Source organism: Colwellia sp. RE-S-Sl-9, from assembly GCF_048296855.1.
Taxonomy (GTDB): domain Bacteria; phylum Pseudomonadota; class Gammaproteobacteria; order Enterobacterales; family Alteromonadaceae; genus Pseudocolwellia.
In genome coordinates this window covers 3,546,350-3,569,301 of sequence record NZ_CP182631.1, presented here as the reverse complement: position 1 = coordinate 3,569,301, position 22,952 = coordinate 3,546,350, and the positions used below count along the sequence as shown (strand labels likewise).

17 protein-coding genes are annotated in these 22,952 nt (G+C 32.7%); 6 read left to right on the top strand and 11 right to left on the bottom strand.

Going from position 1 to position 22,952, the window contains the following annotated elements; translation table 11 throughout:
- Positions 1-39 precede the first annotated feature (39 nt).
- From ACM9HF_RS15380 to ACM9HF_RS15365, 4 genes are all read left to right on the top strand, one after another.
- Entirely contained in the window at positions 40-1,116 is a 1,077-nt protein-coding gene (locus ACM9HF_RS15380; protein ID WP_473610794.1) for a GNAT family N-acetyltransferase, read from the top strand.
- 138 nt (positions 1,117-1,254) lie between these two features.
- Positions 1,255-3,519: a non-hydrolyzing UDP-N-acetylglucosamine 2-epimerase gene (gene wecB, locus ACM9HF_RS15375; protein WP_473610790.1), complete on the top strand. Its 2,265-nt coding sequence runs from the start codon at positions 1,255-1,257 to the stop codon at positions 3,517-3,519.
- Between the two features lie 102 nt (positions 3,520-3,621).
- Positions 3,622-5,109 (top strand): right-handed parallel beta-helix repeat-containing protein, encoded by a 1,488-nt coding sequence (locus ACM9HF_RS15370; RefSeq protein WP_473610785.1) that lies wholly within the window; start codon positions 3,622-3,624, stop codon positions 5,107-5,109.
- Positions 5,110-5,180: 71 nt separating this feature from the next.
- A complete protein-coding gene (locus ACM9HF_RS15365) occupies positions 5,181-7,394 on the top strand; it encodes a hypothetical protein (RefSeq protein WP_473610782.1) in 2,214 nt (737 codons plus the stop codon).
- A gap of 470 nt (positions 7,395-7,864) precedes the next feature.
- Here ACM9HF_RS15365 and ACM9HF_RS15360 read toward each other — a convergent pair whose 3' ends face one another.
- Both ACM9HF_RS15360 and ACM9HF_RS15355 read right to left on the bottom strand, forming a co-directional pair.
- A complete protein-coding gene (locus ACM9HF_RS15360) occupies positions 7,865-9,166 on the bottom strand; it encodes an O-antigen ligase family protein (RefSeq protein ID WP_473610779.1) in 1,302 nt (433 codons plus the stop codon).
- Positions 9,163-10,215, bottom strand: a complete 1,053-nt coding sequence (locus tag ACM9HF_RS15355; protein WP_473610776.1) for an acyltransferase family protein — start codon at positions 10,213-10,215, stop codon at positions 9,163-9,165. The genes ACM9HF_RS15360 and ACM9HF_RS15355 overlap by 4 nt, the downstream gene beginning before the upstream one ends.
- A gap of 706 nt (positions 10,216-10,921) precedes the next feature.
- Between ACM9HF_RS15355 and ACM9HF_RS15350 the strand changes: the two genes are divergently transcribed.
- Positions 10,922-11,656, top strand: coding sequence for a GNAT family N-acetyltransferase (locus tag ACM9HF_RS15350; protein ID WP_473610772.1), 735 nt, complete (start codon positions 10,922-10,924; stop codon positions 11,654-11,656).
- Entirely contained in the window at positions 11,656-12,165 is a 510-nt protein-coding gene (locus ACM9HF_RS15345) for a GNAT family N-acetyltransferase (RefSeq protein WP_473610768.1), read from the top strand. The genes ACM9HF_RS15350 and ACM9HF_RS15345 overlap by 1 nt, the downstream gene beginning before the upstream one ends.
- A 384-nt stretch (positions 12,166-12,549) precedes the next feature.
- Here ACM9HF_RS15345 and ACM9HF_RS15340 read toward each other — a convergent pair whose 3' ends face one another.
- From ACM9HF_RS15340 to ACM9HF_RS15300, 9 genes are all read right to left on the bottom strand, one after another.
- Entirely contained in the window at positions 12,550-14,055 is a 1,506-nt protein-coding gene (locus ACM9HF_RS15340) for an oligosaccharide flippase family protein (RefSeq protein WP_473610764.1), read from the bottom strand.
- A 10-nt stretch (positions 14,056-14,065) separates the two neighbouring features.
- Positions 14,066-15,100 (bottom strand): glycosyltransferase family 4 protein, encoded by a 1,035-nt coding sequence (locus ACM9HF_RS15335; protein WP_473610760.1) that lies wholly within the window; start codon positions 15,098-15,100, stop codon positions 14,066-14,068.
- Between the two features lie 68 nt (positions 15,101-15,168).
- Complete coding sequence (locus ACM9HF_RS15330; RefSeq protein ID WP_473610756.1) at positions 15,169-16,167, bottom strand: polysaccharide deacetylase family protein; 999 nt, start codon at positions 16,165-16,167, stop codon at positions 15,169-15,171.
- 12 nt (positions 16,168-16,179) lie between these two features.
- Positions 16,180-17,340, bottom strand: a complete 1,161-nt coding sequence (locus ACM9HF_RS15325; RefSeq protein ID WP_473610752.1) for a hypothetical protein — start codon at positions 17,338-17,340, stop codon at positions 16,180-16,182.
- Positions 17,340-18,404: a glycosyltransferase family 2 protein gene (locus ACM9HF_RS15320; RefSeq protein WP_473610748.1), complete on the bottom strand. Its 1,065-nt coding sequence runs from the start codon at positions 18,402-18,404 to the stop codon at positions 17,340-17,342. Before ACM9HF_RS15320 ends, ACM9HF_RS15325 begins: the two co-directional genes overlap by 1 nt.
- A gap of 71 nt (positions 18,405-18,475) precedes the next feature.
- A complete protein-coding gene (locus ACM9HF_RS15315) occupies positions 18,476-18,997 on the bottom strand; it encodes a serine O-acetyltransferase (protein WP_473610745.1) in 522 nt (173 codons plus the stop codon).
- Positions 18,997-20,106 (bottom strand): glycosyltransferase, encoded by a 1,110-nt coding sequence (locus tag ACM9HF_RS15310; protein WP_473610741.1) that lies wholly within the window; start codon positions 20,104-20,106, stop codon positions 18,997-18,999. Before ACM9HF_RS15310 ends, ACM9HF_RS15315 begins: the two co-directional genes overlap by 1 nt.
- A complete protein-coding gene (locus tag ACM9HF_RS15305; protein ID WP_473610740.1) occupies positions 20,106-21,308 on the bottom strand; it encodes a TIGR04063 family PEP-CTERM/XrtA system glycosyltransferase in 1,203 nt (400 codons plus the stop codon). The genes ACM9HF_RS15310 and ACM9HF_RS15305 overlap by 1 nt, the downstream gene beginning before the upstream one ends.
- 33 nt (positions 21,309-21,341) lie before the next feature.
- The gene (locus tag ACM9HF_RS15300) at positions 21,342-22,745 is read right to left on the bottom strand and encodes a TIGR03013 family XrtA/PEP-CTERM system glycosyltransferase (RefSeq protein ID WP_473610736.1); all 1,404 of its coding nucleotides are present in this window, start codon (positions 22,743-22,745) and stop codon (positions 21,342-21,344) included.
- Between the last annotated feature and the right edge of the window lie 207 nt (positions 22,746-22,952).

Here is a 22,952-nt window from a genome sequence, read left to right as displayed (position 1 = left end):
AAGTATAAATTGGCGCACTAAATAATAAAGATGGAGTTTATGATTACACAGTTAATGACCTCCTCAGCCTTAAAATGGCACTATGAGACTGACATAGAAAAGTTAAATCATTACGATTTATTGTGGCAAGATTGCATAAAGCACACCTGTATTTCTCTTTTTTCCTCACAACAGTGGATAAACTGTTGGAAAAATACTTTTTGGAAGGAAAAAAATTCACTACATTTATTCATAGCGTTAGACAATGAAAAATGTGTGCTCTTTGCGCCTTTTTACATTCATACTCAGCCAACTTTTCCTTTTACTAAAACTTTAACACTTTTAGGGCAAGGTGAATCAGAAGTTTGTGAGGTATCTTCAGAATATCAAGATATACTCCTACATCCCGATTACGAATACTTACTTCCTAGTTTAGCTTTAAAATTAGAGTCATTAAACTTTGATCAAGTAAATATAAGAGCATTATTGAATGATGCTAATTTATTAGCTTTATTTTCATATATAGATAATTCAGCTATCAACGAGGCTGGTATTAAATACACTTATATGCCTGAGGAATCATCCCCCCCCGCATTAAGTAAAAACTATAAATCTAAACTAAATAAATGTAAAAACAAGTTAACCGCTTTAAATGCTAAGTATATATGGGTGCAAGAAAAAGACCACGATATTTACTGGGAAGTGATGAAAAAATTCCATCAGAAACGGTGGACTAAACTAGGGAAGAAAGGAGCATTTAACCATATTAAGTTCTCTCAATTTCACAATGAATTTAGAAAAAAAAACAACCAAAATATAAAAATAAGTGCTGTAATAATCAATAACACTCCCATAGCTATACATTATTATTTTATATCAGATAATACATTGTGTTTTTATCAAAGTGGTTGGGATGAAGAAAAATATGCTAACACATCTCCAAGTTTTGCATTACATATATGGTGCATGAATAATAGTAATGAAATTTTTTACGACTTAATGATGGGTAACCCAAAGAATAGCTATAAAGCTAAATTAGGCTGCAATCATAATAGTAAGATGTATAATATCTTACTAATACGGAATAAGTTCAAAATAAGATTAACGAAACTTATCAATAAATTAAAAAAATTTTAAATATAGTCTTTTTATGTTTAAGCTCATACATAACAGCATATAAGCTTTGTAGAACTTTTTATATAATCATTTTTATTAATAATATAACGTTATTTTTAAACGATTAATTTACATTCAAATATAATGATAGAGAAAAAAATGAAAATAGGTATTGTTGTAGGAACTCGTCCTGAAATTATAAAAATGGCACCAGTAATACGGGAATGCAAAAACAGAAACATCCCATATTTCATTATTCACTCAAATCAGCATTATTCTGAAGAAATGGACAGTATTTTCTTCAAAGAACTTGAATTACCCAAACCCCACTATAATTTAGGCGTAGGTTCAGGTCTCCATAGTAACCAAACAGGCAACATTTTAATTAAAATGGAGCCCATACTCGTAGATGAAAAACCTGATATTGTATTAGTCCAAGGCGATACCAATACGGTCTTGGCAGGAGCTTTAGCAGCTTCAAAACTTGGTATCAAAGTAGGTCATATTGAAGCAGGGTTGCGCAGTTATGATCGCTCTATGCCAGAAGAAACCAATCGAATTATGACCGATCACATAAGTGATTATTTATTTGCTGTAGGCCCTAATCAACAAGTCATTCTTCAAAAAGAAGGTATTGATAAAGAAAAGATTTACACTGTAGGAAATACAGTATCTGATTCTTTGTTTCAGCACTTAGAAATATCTGCAACAAAAAGTGATATTTTGAACCAATTAAATTTAGAATCAAAAAAATACTTTTTAGTTACTGCACATCGAGCTTCCAACGTAGACATACCAGCTAACCTACTTGAATTACTTGAATTATTTAATCAATTACACAAAAAATATAATCAAACAATTGTTTGGCCAATTCACCCAAGGACTCAATCTAAGCTAAAAGAGTTTAACATTGATATTCCTAACTACCTTAAACTTCTTCCACCAATTGGATATCTAGACTTTATACAATTACAAAAACATGCTCAGTTAATTTTAACTGATTCAGGAGGTATTCAAGAAGAGGCTTGCTTATTGGGTGTCCCCTGTATCACCTTACGTGAAAATACAGAAAGGCCTGAGTCAATTGAAGTAGGAGCAAATGTTCTTGTTGGCAGAAATGCAAAAAAAGCTATTGCTGCCGCGGACAAATGGCTATCAGCTAAAGAAAAGCTTGCATGGGATAACCCTTTTGGCGATGGTCGCGTGGCTGAGTATATTATTGATGTTGTTACAGGTAAAGACGCTGACCAGGCGGAAACTATTGTCCCCCGTAACGAAACTATAGCTGTAATCGGTATGGGATATATGGGCCTACCCATTTCTAGTTTAATAGCCCAAGCAGGATATTCGGTTACAGGAGTAGATTTAAGTCAAGAAAAAGTAGACGCTATCAATAACGCTGAATGTCCGTTTGATGAAGTAGGCATGCCTGAGCTATTAAAGAAAGTTGTATCACAAGGCTTTTTAAAAGGCTCTACATCAATCCCATCAAGTGACACATACCTAATAGCAGTACCAACCCCACACAAAAAAAACAGCTGTGATCGCAGTTATGTTTTTAGTGCTGTTGATGCAATTGCTGAAGTGGCTAAAAATGGACAAATAGTGATTGTAGAATCAACAATTTCTCCGCAAACTAGCCTAGCTGTAGAAAAACGATTTGCTGAAAAAGGCCTTACAATTGATGTGGTGCATTGCCCTGAAAGAGCTATACCAGGACAAACATTATTTGAACTAGTAAATAACGACAGAATAGTTGGTGCATCTAACGAAGTAGCGCAACAAAAAGTAAAACGTATATATCAAAGTTTTGTAAATGGCGAAGTATTTTTAACTGACTTAACTACCGCAGAATGCATTAAATTAGTAGAGAATACTTCTCGTGATGTAGGTATTGCGTTTGCTAATGAACTAGCAGAAATATGTACTGAATTAGATGTTAATGTACATGAAGTTATTCGCTTAGCAAACCGACACCCAAGAGTAAATATTTTAAGCCCTGGTCCAGGAGTAGGAGGACATTGTATTCCAATTGACCCATGGTTTTTAGTAGAAAGTACAAAGGCTGGTGAATTTGTTCGTTTAGCACGTAAAATTAATGATGAGAGGCCTCTTATTGTAGCTTCACAAGCTATAAAGCTTTTAAAAAGCACAGGTGGAAACAATATAACCATTTTAGGCGTTGCTTATAAAGCTAATGTGGATGACTGTAGAGAAACTCCAGCACTACATATACTCGAGGAATTTAAGAAACAAAGTGTAAACGTTAAATATCATGATCCTTATGTACCATCATGGAACTGTGAGCGTATCAAATCACTTTCTGAAGTGGACAGTTGGTCCGATATTGTAATTTTGGTAACAGATCATACTTGCTACAATACACTCAATCTTTCCGTTCCTATATTAAATAGTAGGGCTTAATTCGTTTTAAAAACATATAAGTTACGGATTCGGCTAACTGCCGGATCTTGTTTCAACTTCCTTTATTCATGCTAATTACTATTAGGACGAAAAAGACTCAATATGAGATCACGTAACTTTATACGGTATAGAAATTTTGCTTTTTTTTGCTTTTTTTTATCTTTTTATTCAAACGCAGAATCATCATCTGAAATTTGCCAACAAGATTTTCAATCTGGTAATAACATCTACTTCATATCACCTCACGGTAAAGATTATAAAGGGGATGGTAGCCGATTAAAACCATGGAAGAATATAGATGTTGCTGCTAGCCGAGTTCCTGATGGGAGTATAATTATTGTAACCCAAGGCATCTATGAAGGTTCTCTTAAATTTAAAAGGCCATTTGAAAAAGGATTATTAATAAAGTCAGAATATCCTTATCAGGCAAAATTAACTAACGACAAACGTGTAATAGCATTTGTTGGAAATGCCTCAAACATAACAATAGAAGGTTTTGAAATAACACATAATTCTGATTTATCTTCACCATTAGTTTTACATATCGACGGTGGTGGTACTCAAAATGTCCATCATATAAATATTCGAAATAATATTATCCATGATAGTTTTAATAACGACTTATTAAAAATCAACTACGGCGCAGAACATATTAATATTGAATGTAACATGTTTTATAACCAAGGGGATTCAGATGAACACATTGATATTAATAGCGTTGCTAGCGTTACCGTAAGTGATAATATATTTTTTAATGATTTTGCAAAAAGCAATAGAACAATTACCAAAAAATCATCTAGTTTTATAGTTATTAAAGATAGCAACGATAATGAAGATCGTTTTAAAGGATCTAAGGACATCACTTTAACAAGAAATGTTTTTTTAAATTGGCAAGGGAGTGAAGGACACGGTTTTGTGCTTATAGGTGAAGATGGAAAACCATACTATGAGGCTTCAGATGTAAATATTTACAATAATTTAATGATAGGTAATAGTTCTTATCCTATGCGCTCCCCTCTTGGTCTCAAAGGGGCTAAAAATATAAACTTCTACAATAATACTATCACAGGTAACTTACCCAGTAATGCCTATGCTCTTAGAGTTAATAAAGAAGGAGCAAATAAAATAAATACCAACCTTACGCTTTCTAATAATATTTGGAGTGATAAAACAGGAACTATGGGACAACAAAGTTCAAATGATACAAATGATTTTTCTGACGTTTTATTTAATCAATTAGATGATTTTTCAATGAATAATAATATAATTTTTAATGGTATCAATGAGCTCCCATCATCTTACTTTGATAAAGTAAACCCAAGTGATGATAAATTCCTTATTAATGATGACCCTCATTTACCTGAAGTAAACTCTCTAATAACTCCAGTATGGTTAAAAGAAAAACAGGAGTTTGATGATGGTTCGTTTACTATTAGAGAGGCTTTTTTACGTTTAGTTTTATTTTACGGTAAACCTACAGAGAAATTACCGGTACAATCGCCTGTTAATAAAAGATATTTTCCAAAGAAGGATATATTAGGAAAAATTAGAACAGCTCCCCATTCTATAGGTGCATTTCATATCAATTAATATGGTACTATTTATTAATTTACCTATACTAAAAACACTTCCTTTTCATATTAATGATTAATGGATTACCTATGCAGTTATTTTTATTTAAAAAACATTTATTTCTCTTTTGCTTTTTTAGCTTTTTATTGACAACTACAATAGAAGCAAAGGAAAGAACGATACCACTTATAAAAACTACAGTTGTAGTTCCTGTTAATGATACCGTTCCAGTTAACACTCCAATTAACGTCCCAGTTAACGTAGTTGAAGTTTCACCTCATTCTATTTTACTTACCCAAAATAGAATTGACGAGGTGGCAAGAAAAATACGTCAAGACAATACTGTATGGAACCTTTTAACCACTACAATCTCAAATTACTACGAAAAAGTACCTTATAATGCTGGTGAATATGCCGCGGCATTCGCATTAGCCTACTATGTATCAGGAGATCAAAAGTACATAAATAGAGCTGCTGAATTGCTACAGCACGCATACTTCTCAGAACCAGATATAGGATGGGAATATTATCAAAGCCGAAATCTATTTAGATCGGGTGCTCGTTGGGCTGTTATGGGGTACTCTTGGATTAAAGATCATATTTCTTTAGAAGAACAAAAGAAAATAGAAAATATTTTAAAGCTCTGGTCAGAATATTGGTTAAGCTACGCTGATATTGATAATAATTTTGAGTCTCTTAGACTCGAAGATACCGATGATGTCACATCTTTAACGCACAACCTTACATTGCTCGGCACCGTATTATCAGATACGAGTGAGCATTATCTATTAGGCCAAAAAACATTAAGTGCTGCTGACAACATGTTGGAACGATTTGTTGTAAATTATTATATGAAAAATATAATGAAAGGAGGCGCTTGGGCTGAAGGAAGCGACTATAGCCCTAACACACAAAGACATTGGATTGAAACGTTTTTAATTAATAAAGAACAACGAGGTATACCTTACCCTATAAACTATGCACGAGAGGCCACTCACTCATTAATTCATCAAACTTTAGCAAGTGGAAGTGGCGTATATAAATACGGTTCTGAAGAACAGGCTATTGATTACGATTCATTATCTGATGATTATCGATATGAATTCGCATTAGCCTTGATGGCCATATTAGAGGATACTAATGATTTAGCTTTAATAAACAATTGGTTCAACAAGTTAATTAATAAAGAAGGGTTTAAAATAGGATCAATGGTAACATCTTTTAACCGTTTATTGTTTCACTCCCCTGAATTGACTTCTTATGAAGCCGCTCCTCAAATAAGTACATTAAACTATGCTGAAGGTATTGGATTAATTTCATCTAGAAGTGACTGGACGAATGAAGCGACCAATTTATTTTTCATTAATCGAAAAATCAGAGTGGATCATGAGCACAAAGATGCATTAAGCTTTGATATAGCATACAAAGGTCAGTGGATCACAAAAGAAACTACCGGCTACGCTGGTGTTTCCGAATCAAGTCGCGCTCATAATACAATTTTAATTGAAAATGTGGATGATGGTTCAAGTAACCCAACTCGAAGACCAAAAGGTGATCCTAAATACCATACATTATATGATGATGATAATGTCACTCTGATATCCGCAGAAGCTACTGATGTTTATAATATGATTGGTTATTGGGGAACTGATTATACCTCTTTAGTTAACAGGCAATTAGCATTTATCAAACCAAGCACTGTAATAGTATATGACCATGTAATTACTGATAATACACAAGTAAGAGACCTGCAGCATTATAATAATGTAATACTAACGGAAGACTCTACATATAGTCGTTGGGTCAAAGTGATTCAACACGTTCAAGAAGAACCTCAAGTAATAGATAGTGCCTTAAACAGTTATCATATTGAGTCACAAGACACCTCACTAGTTTATCAAGTGATAAGTCCTGAAAACCCTACAATAAATATTATTAATGAAAAAAATCTTTGGGATTCATCAAATCAATATCAAGCACCTGATAACCAGAGAAAATGGCATTTTGAACTGTCAAATAAAGTTCCGAAATCAGAAACTGAGTTTATTACTACATTAAACTTCGCATCTATCGATACAAGTAAAGTAGAAGACTTAATTTTAACTCCTATTAAAATGACAACAGAAAATTCTTATATTCTAGAAGGAAATATTACTGGATTGGCTATTGAAGCATCACAAACTAAATATATAATTCTTTTCAATAAAGATCCAAATACCCCAATAGTTAATGCACGAATAAAACGTCCAAAAGGCTTTGAATCTTCATTAGTTTATTGTCTAGGCTTCACACTAACAGAATAGTGCTCAGGTCAACCCCCTAACACATGCTATAGACTACGAGATAAAGACACTTTGAGGATAGATTTAAATTTCACTTTAGCATCAATTATAAAGATGAAATAGTTGCAAAAAAGTTTACTGGGAACGTCCTCGATACCTGAGTTATTGCTCAATTAGGCCGAGGATTGCCAGATAAATTATACGAAGATAAGCCCTCTCCTCCAGACGATTCCGTGAACATCCCCTGAGAACTCATTGTTCTATATTCGGTGGTATGAAGGGCATCATATATGGCAAGAATGAAGAGCTCAAAGATAAAAATCGGCGTTTAAAAAAGTTGCACGCTAAAAGCAATTTAAATCTAGATGTCAGTATTAGCCTTCCATGCCGTACTTTCATACGCAGTAAAAGCTGTTAAAGCTATAAACCCTAAGCTCAATGATTATCGACTTGCTGTTAGGTTTAATGCTGTTTAACCATTAGGTAAAAATTTAGCTTAATATACTTGTAGCCAATCGATTAAATATGTACACAAATATAATAAAACCGAAACTTATAATTCCCAACTTTAGAAACGATAAAGATTTAATATGCTTACTATGCAGTTCAGGACAATAAACTCTAATATATACCATCATAATCGCTATATATAAATAAGGTAATAATGCGTATGTACGAGAAATAAAGAATATAGATATGAGAATACCTATCATACCACTCACCAACGAAATAACTTCCGTACTACGTTGTTTATCTTCCAAAGAATAGGCTACTTTGATCATGGTATAAACAGCTATAGAAATCAGACTACAGTAACCAAAAAAACCAACAATACCATTTTCAACCATTGCTAACACATAGCTATTATGTGTTGTAAGGCTATGGTAATCTAAAAAGTGTGTTGCTCCAATACCAAATAAAGGATTCATAGCTAACAGTTCAAGAGCAAGTATCCAGGCATAAACACGGCCCATAGCACTATGATCTCCACTGCCTAATTCTCCCATTCTTGATGGAGCTAAAGACAATAGAGCAATAGTAACAACCCCTGCTAAAATATATCCAGTCATTGAACGTTTTTTAAGGATATAAAAGAATCCAAGGCCACCTATAAGAGACAACATTGAACCACGAGAATTAGTTAAAATGATAGTGTAACAAGTGATTAATAGTGTAATAAACCAAAACATTTTTTTGATAAAACTAAGTTTTTGATAAAAAATCCGATTAAATATATAAGGTGAAAATGCGATTAAAAGCATTCCTAAATCATTTGGATCTTGAAGTATCCCATACCAAATAACTTGTAATTCTCTTTGTGTACTTATTCCTGTTTCTGAATCAATGCTCGAAACTAAACCTCGAGAAAGAGGTTCTAACCCTCCCCAGCTCATACCTACAGTAACTTGTAGGTAACACTGATAACAAATAAATAAAATTAATAATACAATTAATAAAATAAAATTATCAACCTGTGATCTTGTATTAATGCAAAGTTGCACCAAAGAATAAACCACTAAAATAAATATCATCTGAGACAAATAATTACCGATAGTTGAAAACTGCCCATTAAAAATATTGGAAAGTAACATCGAACAAACAAATAAAATTAAAAATTGAGTGCTTCTATCATATTTATCTTGGTAACTTTTATTTAGAAATGACCAAAATATGATGATAATACCGAAAGCAGTAAGAAGCATATTCCAGTTAAAATGCAATACAGAAATCCACTCAGCAGGACGTATGAGATAGATAACAATTGTAAGCGCGAGAATAAAATATCCCATCATTTATACTTTCCAATTTTGGATAAAGAACTTAATGTTTTAGGAAATAAAACTTTTTTAAACGTGGATGTTTGTTCAATAGTGTACCCTATAATTAAGCATCCACTAATGGTGATTAAAAATGATAATTCTGGGTGATTAATCAATTTTAATATCTGAGTCATAAGTATATATAATATTGGATGTATTAAGTATATAGTTAAACTAATCCCTCCTAAATAGCTGAAAAACTTCACTAAAAATTTAGGTAACATATATGTTAAATGATAGAGTCCGGGAATAGCAATCAAAATAAATATTGAATAAAAAAGTAAAAGTAAAGGCTCCTTAAATGAAGGAATTACACCTGCAGCTAAAAACAACTCCCAACCAACAAAAGGAGTAGCAATCGAAAATCCCAAAAAGATAATAACAATAATGTATTTAACTTTATTATTACGCAATAATAAAAAGCCATTAAGCCGAGAATATAATTGGCCTAAAAAGAATATGAAGGCAATAACATGTAGAGAAAATGGTATATTAATTAATATATTTTCATCGATTAAACCAATTGTTGCCCATAATGGTATAGTTATAAAGAAAGAATAGCTCCCCACCTTTTGTTCAAAAAATCTTAATACATATAGAGCACAAAGACACGGTATAAACCAAAAGTACATAAAGCCAGAAGCAACTTTGATATCTGAAGGTGACGAAATGAATAACGCCTTTAAGTATTGTATTGAAAAGAAATCAATAGAGTTAACATTATAAAAAAATAAATTTAAGATACTTGTAAATGTGACAAATAGAAAAAAAGGCCACCAATATGAAAAATGTTTATCACAATACGCAGTGAATGAGACAGTATTTTTAATAGGCCAGATAAAAGTAAAAGTTAGAAAACAGGCCGCAGCAAATGCATCGCTAAAAGGGCGTATCCAAAGGTAATTATCAGTTAAAAGTGAATTATGCTCTATAACAATAAATAAGATTAACAATCCTTTTACAGCATCTAGGTTAATATCACGCATTCTGAACGTTTGAGCGTTTAAATTTTTTTTTTGCATTAAATTATTTATTACCCTTATATTTATCTATTAATATAGAGGATAAGTTTCTGAACAGTCATTGTCCAGTGATTATAAGAATGGTTTACAGTAGCTTAGACTTGAACCAAATTTCCGGTTAAATAAAGGTCAGCTTAAACAAAGTTTTTTAGTAATTTATTCTAAAGCTTCATTTTTATTCATACATCTAGATTTTTACAATGTTTATCTATATGGCTCCAAAGCCTTTAGCAAAAAGTACGCTTTATAATATATAATGAGCGTATATTTTATGGCTTATCAATTATTAATAGCGCGTTTTTTAATTTTAATGGATATAAGATGCATAACGTAGATATATACCCGTTATCATTCAAGATGTAGGTTTCAATGGGAACTAAAAACAATTTACGCACAGATTTCACGTTCCAAACGAAACCTAAGTACATGCATCCATGTATGCAAGGCATTAAGTTTACGTCATGGTTATTCCCTGACTAAAGTTAATAACGATGCATAAATTGTTTTTAGACCCATCGGAGAAGCGCTTGAACGATATAAATTCAAGCACTCTGAAATACGCATCTTGAGTGATAATGGGTATATGTTTATCAAAGATTGGTTTGTGATATTTAGTTTGTGCACCCAACTCAAATATCATTATAATTGAATTATTTATATCAACTCAAATGATTTAGGTTCACAATCAAATTAGGAATAGATTTTAATGAATTTATCAGAAAAGTATCAATCTTTTAAAAATTTATATCATATAGTATTCAATAGCCCGACAATTCAATTATCTCTTCAATTAGATAAAACTAAAGGAAATGAGCCTTTCTTTGAGTCAATGACACGCAAATATTATAAAGATGCTACAGCTAAACACCCTAAAATGCCTTTATTTGGTAAACTAACAAGAGGTGTTGCTGTTTGTGAATTAAATGGTGATTTTGAACTTTATTTAAAGGGTATTGAAAGCTCAGGTAGACGCAATATTAAAAAAGCTAAAAGGCTTGGATATACGTTTGAGCGAATTAATTTTAATGAATATTTAGATGGTGTATGGGATATCCGTAAATCTACGTCTGTGCGTCAAGGCAAAATGCCGGATGACTTTGTAAATAAACGCCCAACAAAACACAGCAACCCAAAAAGTAAAACCAATACTCATGATTATCCATATTTTGGAGTCTTCAGTGAAAAAAATGAATTAGTTGCTTACGCAGGGTGTTTTTTAGCAGGAGATGTTATTGAGCTATCACATTACTATGGTCATGCAGATCACCAAAAAAATGGTGTTACACCACTTTTGATAACATCTATTGCTGAGTATGTAATTCAAAATCACACACATATCAAGGCATATACTTATGGGGGCTATATAGGTGCATCACCAACATTGAAAAGGTTTAAGAAAAAGTTTAGCTTTTTACCTCATCGCGTTATTTGGAGTCTATAATGCCAAAACAGTATATCTATAAGCTGAATGTAAATACAATCGAACTAAAAGATAATGACATAGAGAATAAAGAATTGTCATTTTTTACTATTTCAAATTTTTTAGATTTTTTTCTGCATCTATTTCCACTTATAAATTATTTTAAGATATCTAACACCTTATTTAAATTATTTTTAAAAACATTAATTACTCGTAAGGTTATCTACTTTACTCGTATGGGTGATAATATAGTTTCTGATGGAGAGGTTACTTTTGGGTATTGTAATCATTACACCATTAGAAAGAATGATTGTGTAATTGGCCCGGTTAACACAGATCCTAATTTTCAAGGAAAAGGAATTGCTACATATAGCTTGAAATCTTGTATACAAGTATTATTTACGAAATACGCTATTGAAAATATTTTCATAGATACTAAAGAAGATAACTTTGCTATGCAAAAGGTAATAGCTAAAGCAGGCTTTGGTGATAAAACAGGCTATTACGAGCGCGAAAATGATTTGTTATAGTGTCATTGTAGTAGCTCAGACCTAATCTGACAGTTACCCAATTTTTAGGGGATATTGTCTGCTTAAATTCGAGCATGAATAATACCTATAGAATTCCCCTTCAATAGTTACTTTCAATTGACTACTATAACCCGAACTCGGGATAATGATTTTTTTAATCTTATGATTTATAAGTAAAAGATGAAAATTCAAATAAATACTTATCCAAAATAATACATTCATTGCTTCCTAATGTTGGAGTTTATTCGCATAAGGCATTTTTATTCCCGATAAAAACCAAATACCTGCATCCATGTAGGCAACGATGTAGGTGATTAAATATCAATATTAGGCATAATTACTTATCCCGAATTAGGGTTACTATAGATAAAACAGTCAAAGGAGTCACTTTGTATTCATTAGCTGTTTTATTCCCCAATTAATGTATACCTTTATTTTTTTCGGAGATTTAGGCTCTATTTGCTTTAATATATACACTACCGACCTATCATAACCTCTAAAAATAAAAAGCAAGTAAAAATATAAAACAACAAAACTAATAGACCCGATAATAGAAGATAAAATCCCCGATAAAAATTGATTTATAATTAAAGGAGCTCCTGTTGAAATAAGTGCAGGAACTATAATTCTTAATAAATTATTTACAGAAATCATTTTGTATTTACAGCTTCTTGCCAACATACTATATGAAAATAGAAGTATAAACACTAATGTTCCGTACACAATTAAAGCACCTGTTAGCCCCATAAACGGCACAATAAAAAGGCTAAGGATCATTGCAAAAACAAACATTCCAGCATTAACTTTGACCATATCAAACTGTTTATCATGACTAATTAACGTTAAGTTAGCACCTTGATTTAATGTCATAATTGCTTTCAGAACGACCATGATTTGTAAACTAAAAGCGGCCTCTTGATACCGTTCACCATATAGCACCTCAATAATTACATCAGCATATATAACCATAGGTATAGCTACTGCCATAGATAATGTTATTAAATAACGTTCGGCTTGCTCTACTTGACTCTTAACATCGCCATTTTCAACTGCATCAGTTATTTTAGGTAGAAGTATTTCTTGATAAATACCAGGAACCAGCGTGATTGCGGCTGTAGACAATAGAAAAGCAATGTTAAAGAACCCTGCCTCAGTAAAAAAGTCACTTTTTTCTAAAACTAACACCTGACTTTGTTTAAATATCAATGTACCAAAAAACACTATTCCAGTTGCAGATAACATTTGAATGACTATTCTTTTTTTATGCTCCTGAACAATACCATTGTCCCATTGTCTACTCGGTAATTGCTTTGTATAAAGCCGAGCGCTTACACCGTATATTAAGCATGCAACACAATACACTAAAATAAAATTATTCAATGTTGCATCTAGATATGCACATAATAAAACTAAAGCAATGTTAAAAGGATTTGCAATTACACTAGTTTTAGCAATAACATCAAACTTTTTTACTCCTTTAAAAACAGCCATTCTAAACATATAATCGGCTTTAATGACTGCACAAATGAAAAGCGTAGTTAATAACCATGGCTCTATATTTGTATTACCGTAACTAGATAGCAATATAACTAAGGCGATAGCACTAACAATAAGGATACGAATATGCTGAATTCTCCAAAAATACGCAACTATAGCTGGCAGAGATTTGGGATCACGCTTAGTAAATTCTGCAATAAACTTAGTAGCATTTATACCTAATCCTGAGTTAATTGCGAGCGTGACTAATCCTGAAATCCATATAATACTTGAATATACGCCGTAATCATCGGTCGTTAAATTGCGAGCGATTGTTAAAGATATAATAAGTCCTAAAAAATACTCACTATATAAATTAATTGCTGACATTGCTGCTTGTACAGAAGTTCTCATGTTTTATAAATTATTCATATTGGTAACAAGTAAAGTATTGCTTTGCACATTTACTCATAGAAAAGCCCTGCCGATATAATCTGACACTCTCGATACTAAATTTTTCATATAGCGCTGGATTTTCAATTAATGCAATAATCTTCCTTGCTAAAGTATGATAATCCGAATATTCATAAAGGAATCCGTTAACATTATCTTTAACTAGCTCAGGATTACCACCAACATTACTAGCAATAACAGGTGTTCCGCTAGCTAAAGCTTCAAGAATAGCCAAAGATAAACCTTCAGTTTCAGAGGTAACAACTAATATGTCAGTATTTTTGTATATTTCATTACGATCAGTCACAAAACCTTTAAAGTTCACTGTAACGTTTGGTATTTTTAAGCTTGCGAGTTCTTTATTTATATTTAACAACTCTCCTGTACCATAAAAATATATGTCAATTTTGCTTTTAAGGTTATCAGGTAGTTGCTCAAGAGCTTCGATAAGCACATGCTGTGATTTCAGTGGGACAAAACGCCCGACATGAGATATTCGTATACGATCACTCTTGTTTTTTGTCTTATCTATGGGAAGTACACCATTTAATACAGTTTGCGCTTTACTTATAAACTTAGGATATACTTTGAGATATTTCGATTTAGCTTTTTCGGCTACAAACACCATTTTATGAAGCTTATAATAAGCTAATAAGTAAACTAATCTCCATTTGATAGATGTATGAACTTTTTCATTATGGCGCGTATAAACAACACGAATAGGGTTAAATAGGCTAGCTAAAAGAATCCGCAATAAACAATGACTACTATGTACATGAACAACATCGTATTTTTTGAGGATTATTTTTAGCTCTTTAATACTTGTTGCATGAAATAAGTGTAAATATGTTTTTTCTATTTCTCTTTCTAGGGGTTCATCTTTTTTCCCCATAGACAAAAAACTAGGTTTGAGTTTTAGTGAATTATTTTGTTCTATCGCTAAATCTATAACAAATCGTTCTGCCCCACCAACATTAAGGCTACTAACTACATGTAGAATACGCATCTGCACACCTAAAAAAATAATATATTTCGATTATTTAGTACAATAAAGTTAGTGTGAATGATACACCATTATAAGTGAAAAAGTACGGTCAATTTTAGCTCTACAATATCATTAGACCCGATACAATAACGATTTAAATCATGAGGGTTAGAGGTATTAGTAATACGGCCGGGTTCGTTATTAAAGCCAAATGTATACCCAGATAATGCTGCCAATTGACAAGTTCTCTCAGTATAGCAATGCTTTCTCCCTACAGGATAAACGACGGATTCAATTTTTCCCGTGAGGTTATCCTCTATTATTTTCTTAGAGTGCATTAATTCGTACTCTTGGGATACATCAGATAATTGCGATAACATTTGATGTGATAGCGTATGAGAACCAATTTTCATACCTGATGAACTCATCTCTATTAACTGCTCCCAATTCATAAATAGATTATGTTTTTGGTTTTTAAAATCGTCTAAATACGACGAAAATGTCGATCGTATATCGTCTAGCACTTCAATAACTGTAACACTCTGTAATCGCTTAGCGTCATAAATAACACGACTAATAACAGATTCTATTTCGTCTGACTTTAATTCGTAAGTAATAGACTGTGTCGGCAATTGGTAGCTCATACCCTGAGACTTCCTCAAAATATAAGCGATTTCATCCCACCAAGGTATTAAATCATTATTGACAAAATTAGTTGCCACGTAAAAAGTAGCAGGTATATTATATTTTTTTAAAATAGGAAAAGCTTCACTGTAATTATCTATATATCCGTCATCAAATGTTATCAAGGCGTATTTATTGCTTTCACACTTACCTTCTTTGCGAATACTGATTAACTCCTCTGAAGAAATAACCTTAAAGTTAGCTTTAATGAATTGGCATTGTTGATCAAAACCTTCAGCTGTACATGAAAAAACTTCACGGTCAAATTCACAGGTGTTTTTATCCCCTATTCGGTGGTAGTTAAAAACGTATACACCATTCGGAATAAACCTCCACAAAATATTATATAAGCCTGTTAATCTTAATGTTTTTTTAGTTATCTGTTTCAGTCTGTGTCGAAGCATATGGCTTTATACTTATAGTGCTTTAAATAATGGCTTATTAAGTATGAAATCCCTATATAAGTTTGGGTTTCCTTCTTTACCAGCTTCAGCGGCCTTAGCTATGTTATACATTTCTCTTGCCGATACATAATGCAAAAAATAGTTTTCTTTATCATTATATTTTGTTTCTAAATAAGTATGCATTTCATGTCGGGGCTGCCCAAGTAAAGTATCCATATCTCCCTCTTGAGTACCATGCGTATGAATTTTAACAAACACCCACTCAGGCTTACCTTTTACATGAATATGAGAATTTATCCATTGATCTACACGAGATTTAATTGGTGGCATTGTTTTACGAATATCAGAATTTTCGATCCTCGGTAAGCCTTTAGGTGTACGCCATTTCATTGCTAGTCCTAAAGGACCTTGTATAAGCATTAAATCTCCTGATGGATCTTTTCCTACTTCAACATCCACCCCATCATCATGCGCCTTGCATTCGTTTGGTTTTCCAGTTGCATAATAAATAGAATTAATTTTCTTTGTTTGAGCTGGACTCGGGGCTGATGGTAATGTCATATCCACATAACAACCGGTTTCTTTTAATAAACTTAACTCGTTATCAATTCCACACTGGCTTCCGTCTGGTAATGAGTTATCTAATGCCCAATTACCATGTATAAATGCGTACATTATTTGCCCTGTTTCTGGATGTACAGGTAAAGCACCATGATCATGATGCAATGTATGAGCAAAACTTGTCATTACTGCAGAGAAATTTTCAGCAGTATCGTCATGATGGTGTAAATGTATTTCTATTTCACCAAAACCTCTAAAGCACATGTCTGATAATTTAGCTAAATGTTCATGGCGATATTCTTCTTGTGGATAGAAAAAGCAATGCTTTGGCATAATTCCATCGGAATCTTTATGCTGTTCAGCCATTAAAGGATAATCTTTAAACCACCGGTCAACTCTAGCACGTTCAATCTCAATATCATCATTCCTCCACTGCGGTTCATAATGATCAACAAAACAAAATAAAACATGGATAGGTTTGTTCGTGTAAGGTTTATTAAAAAGACCTTTTAAATATGAAAAAAACCAAAGATTCATATTCTTCTTTTTTAATACTAGCCAAAATAAAGTACTTGCGGCTAACAATAATAGTACCGTGATAAAGCCTAACATTATTTAGTTTCCCCTTGTCTTGCTGTTCGTTGCCAACCGCCGTTCTTTTGACCTTTTAAAAATAATAAAAAGCCTTTGCCTAATGCCGTATTCATAGATAAAAAGAAGCTAATAATAGCGACTATACTACCAACTTTAATACCTTGACTAATTTTTTTTGTTCCATGCCATCCAGTTGCATAAAAAGCGATTTGCCCAATCAATAAAATCATATATAAAGGGCTACTTAATAAAAATAAGTTAGATATGAATACTAAAATCATTAAATGAGGCGCATACCATCGAAAAACTTTATGAGACCAATAACAAAAACTAAACCACCCCTGTGTTGGCAATAAAGCCCATAAATTACTATTAAAAGCTTTATAATTACCAACACCAATTCTTACTCGACGACCTACTTCATCATATAAAGATGGGGCAACCTCTTCAGAAGCTATTGCTTTATCATTATATAAAACCTCATAGCCCTGCTTTTTAACATTCATTGCAATACAAAAGTCATCAACAATCGTGTCTTTAGATAAAGGGATATATAACTCTTTTCGAATGGCATAAATAGCACCGTTTGCACCTAATATACCACCTAGCGCAGACTCACATTTTTTAAGGAATTGTTCGTACTTCCAATAGAGACCATCTTTATTTTGGTTACCATCATCGGTAATTAATATAAGCTCGCCAGAAACTGCACCTGTTTTTTCAGAAAAACTGTTTATCAGTATATTAACGGCATTAGTTTCAAATTCGGTATTTGCATCAGTGAAAACTAAGAATTCTGCTTTTGATTCAGAAACCAGATCATTAAGAATTGATATTTTCCCTCGGTTCTCTTCAAAATTAAAGGCTTTAACTCTGGGATCAGTGAAACTTGTAATTATAGCACCGGTATTATCTTTACTACCGTCGGATGCAACAAGAACATTTAAATTGCCTTTATAATTTTGAGCTAAAGCATTTTCAATACGTTCTTTTATACATGACTCTTCGTTATACGCTGCAATAATAATATCAACATCAGGGTATTCTTTAAGATCAGCACTTACAATACTTTTTGGCGTCACAAATATCTTCAACAATAAAGGGAAAATAAAATACGAATATACCAATAGCGCTAAAGAGATCCAAAATAGGGTTAGCATTTTTTTTCCTGAGATTTATTAATTATTCTTGCGGGAATACCAACAACAGTTACATTACTCGGCACGTCTTTAATTACAACAGCATTAGCACCAACTTTAACGTTGTCACCAATAGTAATACCACCAATAATCTTTGCTCCTGCTCCAATAAAAATGTTATTCCCTAATAGCGGAGCTTTGCCTTTTTCGTCACCAATAACTACACCACTTTCAACGGTAATATCGATTCCACCGCATACTTTTGAATTTATAACTACACCTACAGGATGCATTATAACAAAGCCTTTATCAAACGTTGCTTGAGCGCCAATAACACAGCCATTAATCACTCTATTTAACCAAAGGGTAATTAACGCAATAGGAGATAAACGGTACTTCATTAAAAACTGGGTAATTCTGTATAGAAAGTTAGCCGAAGTGCCGTCACTCACTAAGGTTCTAAAGGTAGATACTTGATATCCTTCGCCCATTAAAATTTGTTTTTTACGTTTTATATCACTTTTTAGGTATTGCATTAGGCTACTTCCATTCTTTGTAGAACACACTCTACGTTTTTTTGCCAATCAAACCTTCTCGAATGCTCCAATATTTTACTTTTTTCCCATTCAATAGTTAGAGCTTCGGTAATTGCTTTTTCTAGTTGAGCTGTATTTTTAGATTCAACCAACAATCCTACATCCTCAGTTACTACTTCCGGTATACCGCCAACAGCAGTAGCAACAACGGGAACTCCGCATGCAAAAGCCTCAAGTAATACATTAGGTACGCCTTCTCGGTAGCTTGGCAAAACAAGCAACGAACTGGCTCTAATCTTTTCAGCCACAACATTTAATGGAATTGAACCATGTACATTAATATTTAAACTTTCTGCTTGAGTACATTGGTTAATCGATTCTTTTAACGGACCTTCACCTATAATATCTAGGATTGCATCAGGATGGTATTTTTGCACTTCGGTAAAAGCTAATACAAGCTCATTTAGGCCTTTCGTGGGGATTAAACTACCAACAAATATAATACGCTTTTCATTAGTTGATTGGGTGTTTGGATAAAATATATCTCGATTTACACCGTTATAATTCACAAGTAATTTTTCTTTAGCAATGCCTGTGTTTTCAAGTGAATTAGCTAAAGCTTGGCTGGCACAGAATATAGTATTAGATTTCGAGAGCCATTTTCTCATTAATTTACGTCTTGCAGAGAATAGCGTGTTTTCATTTACATCAGTACCGTGTACTTTTACAAATAAAGGTAATTTTAACCATTTATTGATCATAGATGAAGCTACTGCATCAGGAAATCCCCAAGATGAATATAAAACATCTGATTTTTGTTTTTTCATCCAAGGTAGTTTAAAAAACAATGAAATAGATTGAAAAAAAGGAACCAACCGTCGACCTATTTTGGGGATATAAAAATATGGACAATATTGCAGATTATTATTCGACTTACAGACCCCTCTATTCTTGAACCATTCAGTCCAAGGGAGTAGCAATACAATTTGAACATTATTACTTGTTGCTAATAAGTCGAACTGTTGCTTATTAAAACTTGCTCGATTAGGTCCCCAAGGTACAGGATACAAATTAGTGATTATTAGAATATTTTTACTTTGTGCTGACATTATTTAGCCAGTCGCTCATAAACAGAAATATACTGTTTTGCGGTATTTAACCAGTTTCTCTCTTCGGTCACAAAATCCAATCCAGTTTCACTAATTTGGGTTAAAAGCTCTTCATCATCAATCACGTTTAAAATTGTATTAGCTAATGCTTCACTGTTATCAGCTTCAAATAGAAAACCTGTTTTATTGTGCTCTATAAGTTCACGATGACCACCAATATCAGAAGCAATAACTGGCTTGAATTGTGCCATCGACTCTAACGGTTTAAGAGGTGTCACTAACTCCGTTAATCTGATACTTTCACGAGGAAACACCATCACATTAGCCAGACTATAATAGTCTCCAACATTTTCAAAAGGTACTCTGCCAACAAAAGTGACAAATTTGTCTAAGTTCAATGATGACACTTGTTTCTTTAAGCTCTCTAGCTCATTACCCGCACCTACGAGTAGTAGATGAATATCATCTCGAGTTTTCGAAATAATGTTTATTGCATCGATAGCATATGACAAGCCTTCGTATTTAAAAAAGGTGCCGATAAATGCAACCACTTTTTTGCCAGATAAATTAAGAGACTTTTCAAGTTCAGCATTACGTTTATATAAAGGCTTAAAGTTATCGATATCAACTGCATTAGGTGTTACATAAAGTTTAGATTCAGGAATACCACGCTTTATCAAATCTTCTTTTAAGCCATTACATATACAACTTACCGCATCAGCTTTATCAAAAGCGCTTTGTTCGATGGCTTTAATTGTTTTATATTTTAAGCTACCTTCAGTTGTTTTTCCTGTATCAACAGCAGCATCTTCCCATAAAGCTCTGACTTCGTAAGTCACAGGTATATTGTATTTTTTACCTATTTTAATTGCAGCCAAAGCATTAAACATTGGTGAGTGTGTTTGAATAACATCAGGTTTATCAGCAAGCACAGCTTGCTCTATTCTTTTAGCTAAGTGATTAATGTGATGAAGATAATTAACAAAGGGGATTTTTGTTAGAAAAGATCGAGATACTTGAGTACGTTCATATATAATTCCATCTACATTCTCTTCCATTTCCTTAAAGTCTTGATACCTCTGACTTGTAAGTTGGCTAGTGATAATACCAAGTTTTCTTTGATGTCTAATAATGGCATCAGATCTTAATGAATAACCACTGATATTGGGGCGTGAATATTCTAATATGTGTAAAACTTTCAAATGAAATCCTTAAAACCACGTACAAAACTAAAATTATCGACCTTTACCAAACAAAACTATTTCGACTGTTCTAATTAAAATTAATAAATCTAATAAAAAACTTCTATGTTTTATATAATAAAGATCATATTTAAGCTTTTCTAAAGAATCCTTTTCTGTTGAGCCATATGGGTACTTTAATTGTGCCCAACCAGTAAGTCCGGGTTTTACATTATGTCTCTCATTATAATAAGGTATATTTTTAATTAACTGCTGAACAAATTCAGGTCTTTCAGGACGAGGTCCCACAAAGCCCATATCGCCTCTAATCACATTATAAATTTGAGGTAATTCGTCTACTCGATATTTACGAATAAACTTTCCTATTTTAGTTGTTCTATCATCATTTAATTGGGCCATTTGTGCGCCGTCTTTTTCAGCATCAATTCGCATACTTCTAAATTTTATAATATTAAAAGCTTGCCCATCTAAACCTACTCGTTCTTGAAAATAAAAAACAGGAGCTTTAAGCCCTTCATCAAGTTTAATTAATATAGTAGTTATAAGCATCACAGGCCAAGTGATTAAAAGAAGAGTAAACGCCATACTCGCATTAAAAAACCAGTCTAATGTATTACGTAAATGATTAGCTGAAGAGAAACCGTTAGAGTATATAACCCAGCTAGGGTATATGAGATTGACAGCAATTTGCCCCGTTTCTCTTTCTATAAAGTCTAAAATTTCAGTAATTTCAACACCGCGTATTTTGCAGGCAAATAACTCATCAACGGGTAAGTTGTTTCGTCGTTCATCACTCGCAACTACAATTTCATCTATTTCATGTTCTAATGCGTAGTTAACTAAAGAACCATCAAACTCAATACGATTTTCATTAACAACGCCTGCATCTAAATCACCTTCCATCACAATAAAACCATGCACATGAAAGCCTTGTCGATCAACATCTCTTCTCATTCTTTTTTCAATAATAGATGCCCTTTCGCCTGCGCCTAAAACTAATATCTTTCTTTTATTGAAACCAAAAAAGTCCAGCTTTAATGTAATATAACGAAACCCTCCTCCTAAAACTAAACTCATGAGTGAAGACATCGCTAAAATATCGACAGGCAAAGATTTGTTACCATAAAAAGGATTAATCAAAGTAACGATAAAAAAACCAATAGCAACAGCTACTAATAATCGCCTAGCTACACCACGAAAATTCTCACGAAGTTTTGAATCGTATAAACCTAATGCTAGAGAAGAAAGTTGAACAACTAGAGCGAAGACAAAAGCATAAATAAAGAGTGTGTTAATTGGAGTATTTATATTATCAATAAAATGAAAAAAGTCATTGATATAAACGGTAAGTAATAACGCTCCCGCAAATAAAAGCAATTCAACTAATACTATTGTTTTACTACCCGTAGACAGATCTTGAAACTTAGGACTAGACATATGAAATTAACATTCCCTTATGAAATATGCTTATAATGCTCTGAAATTGGTGCATATTAGAATTCATAGCAATACAAATGTAAAGATACTAACTTGCTTATAGTATCAATTTAATTAATTATTTAACATCAATTAAATAATGTGCATCACAACCGAAAATAAAATACAATCACATGAATATCTACTATTTAAATTTTGATAAAAAGG

Coding starts and splice junctions, on each gene's coding strand:
- ACM9HF_RS15360 (WP_473610779.1), bottom strand. CDS start 9,166: ATGATGGGATATTTTATTCTCGCGCTTACAATTGTTATCTATCTCATA.
- ACM9HF_RS15330 (WP_473610756.1), bottom strand. CDS start 16,167: ATGCTTCGACACAGACTGAAACAGATAACTAAAAAAACATTAAGATTA.
- ACM9HF_RS15365 (WP_473610782.1), top strand. CDS start 5,181: ATGCAGTTATTTTTATTTAAAAAACATTTATTTCTCTTTTGCTTTTTT.
- wecB (WP_473610790.1), top strand. CDS start 1,255: ATGAAAATAGGTATTGTTGTAGGAACTCGTCCTGAAATTATAAAAATG.
- ACM9HF_RS15345 (WP_473610768.1), top strand. CDS start 11,656: ATGCCAAAACAGTATATCTATAAGCTGAATGTAAATACAATCGAACTA.
- ACM9HF_RS15340 (WP_473610764.1), bottom strand. CDS start 14,055: ATGAGAACTTCTGTACAAGCAGCAATGTCAGCAATTAATTTATATAGT.
- ACM9HF_RS15380 (WP_473610794.1), top strand. CDS start 40: ATGATTACACAGTTAATGACCTCCTCAGCCTTAAAATGGCACTATGAG.
- ACM9HF_RS15350 (WP_473610772.1), top strand. CDS start 10,922: ATGAATTTATCAGAAAAGTATCAATCTTTTAAAAATTTATATCATATA.
- ACM9HF_RS15310 (WP_473610741.1), bottom strand. CDS start 20,106: ATGTCAGCACAAAGTAAAAATATTCTAATAATCACTAATTTGTATCCT.
- ACM9HF_RS15325 (WP_473610752.1), bottom strand. CDS start 17,340: ATGTTAGGCTTTATCACGGTACTATTATTGTTAGCCGCAAGTACTTTA.
- ACM9HF_RS15335 (WP_473610760.1), bottom strand. CDS start 15,100: ATGCGTATTCTACATGTAGTTAGTAGCCTTAATGTTGGTGGGGCAGAA.
- ACM9HF_RS15370 (WP_473610785.1), top strand. CDS start 3,622: ATGAGATCACGTAACTTTATACGGTATAGAAATTTTGCTTTTTTTTGC.
- ACM9HF_RS15355 (WP_473610776.1), bottom strand. CDS start 10,215: ATGCAAAAAAAAAATTTAAACGCTCAAACGTTCAGAATGCGTGATATT.
- ACM9HF_RS15300 (WP_473610736.1), bottom strand. CDS start 22,745: ATGTCTAGTCCTAAGTTTCAAGATCTGTCTACGGGTAGTAAAACAATA.
- ACM9HF_RS15315 (WP_473610745.1), bottom strand. CDS start 18,997: ATGCAATACCTAAAAAGTGATATAAAACGTAAAAAACAAATTTTAATG.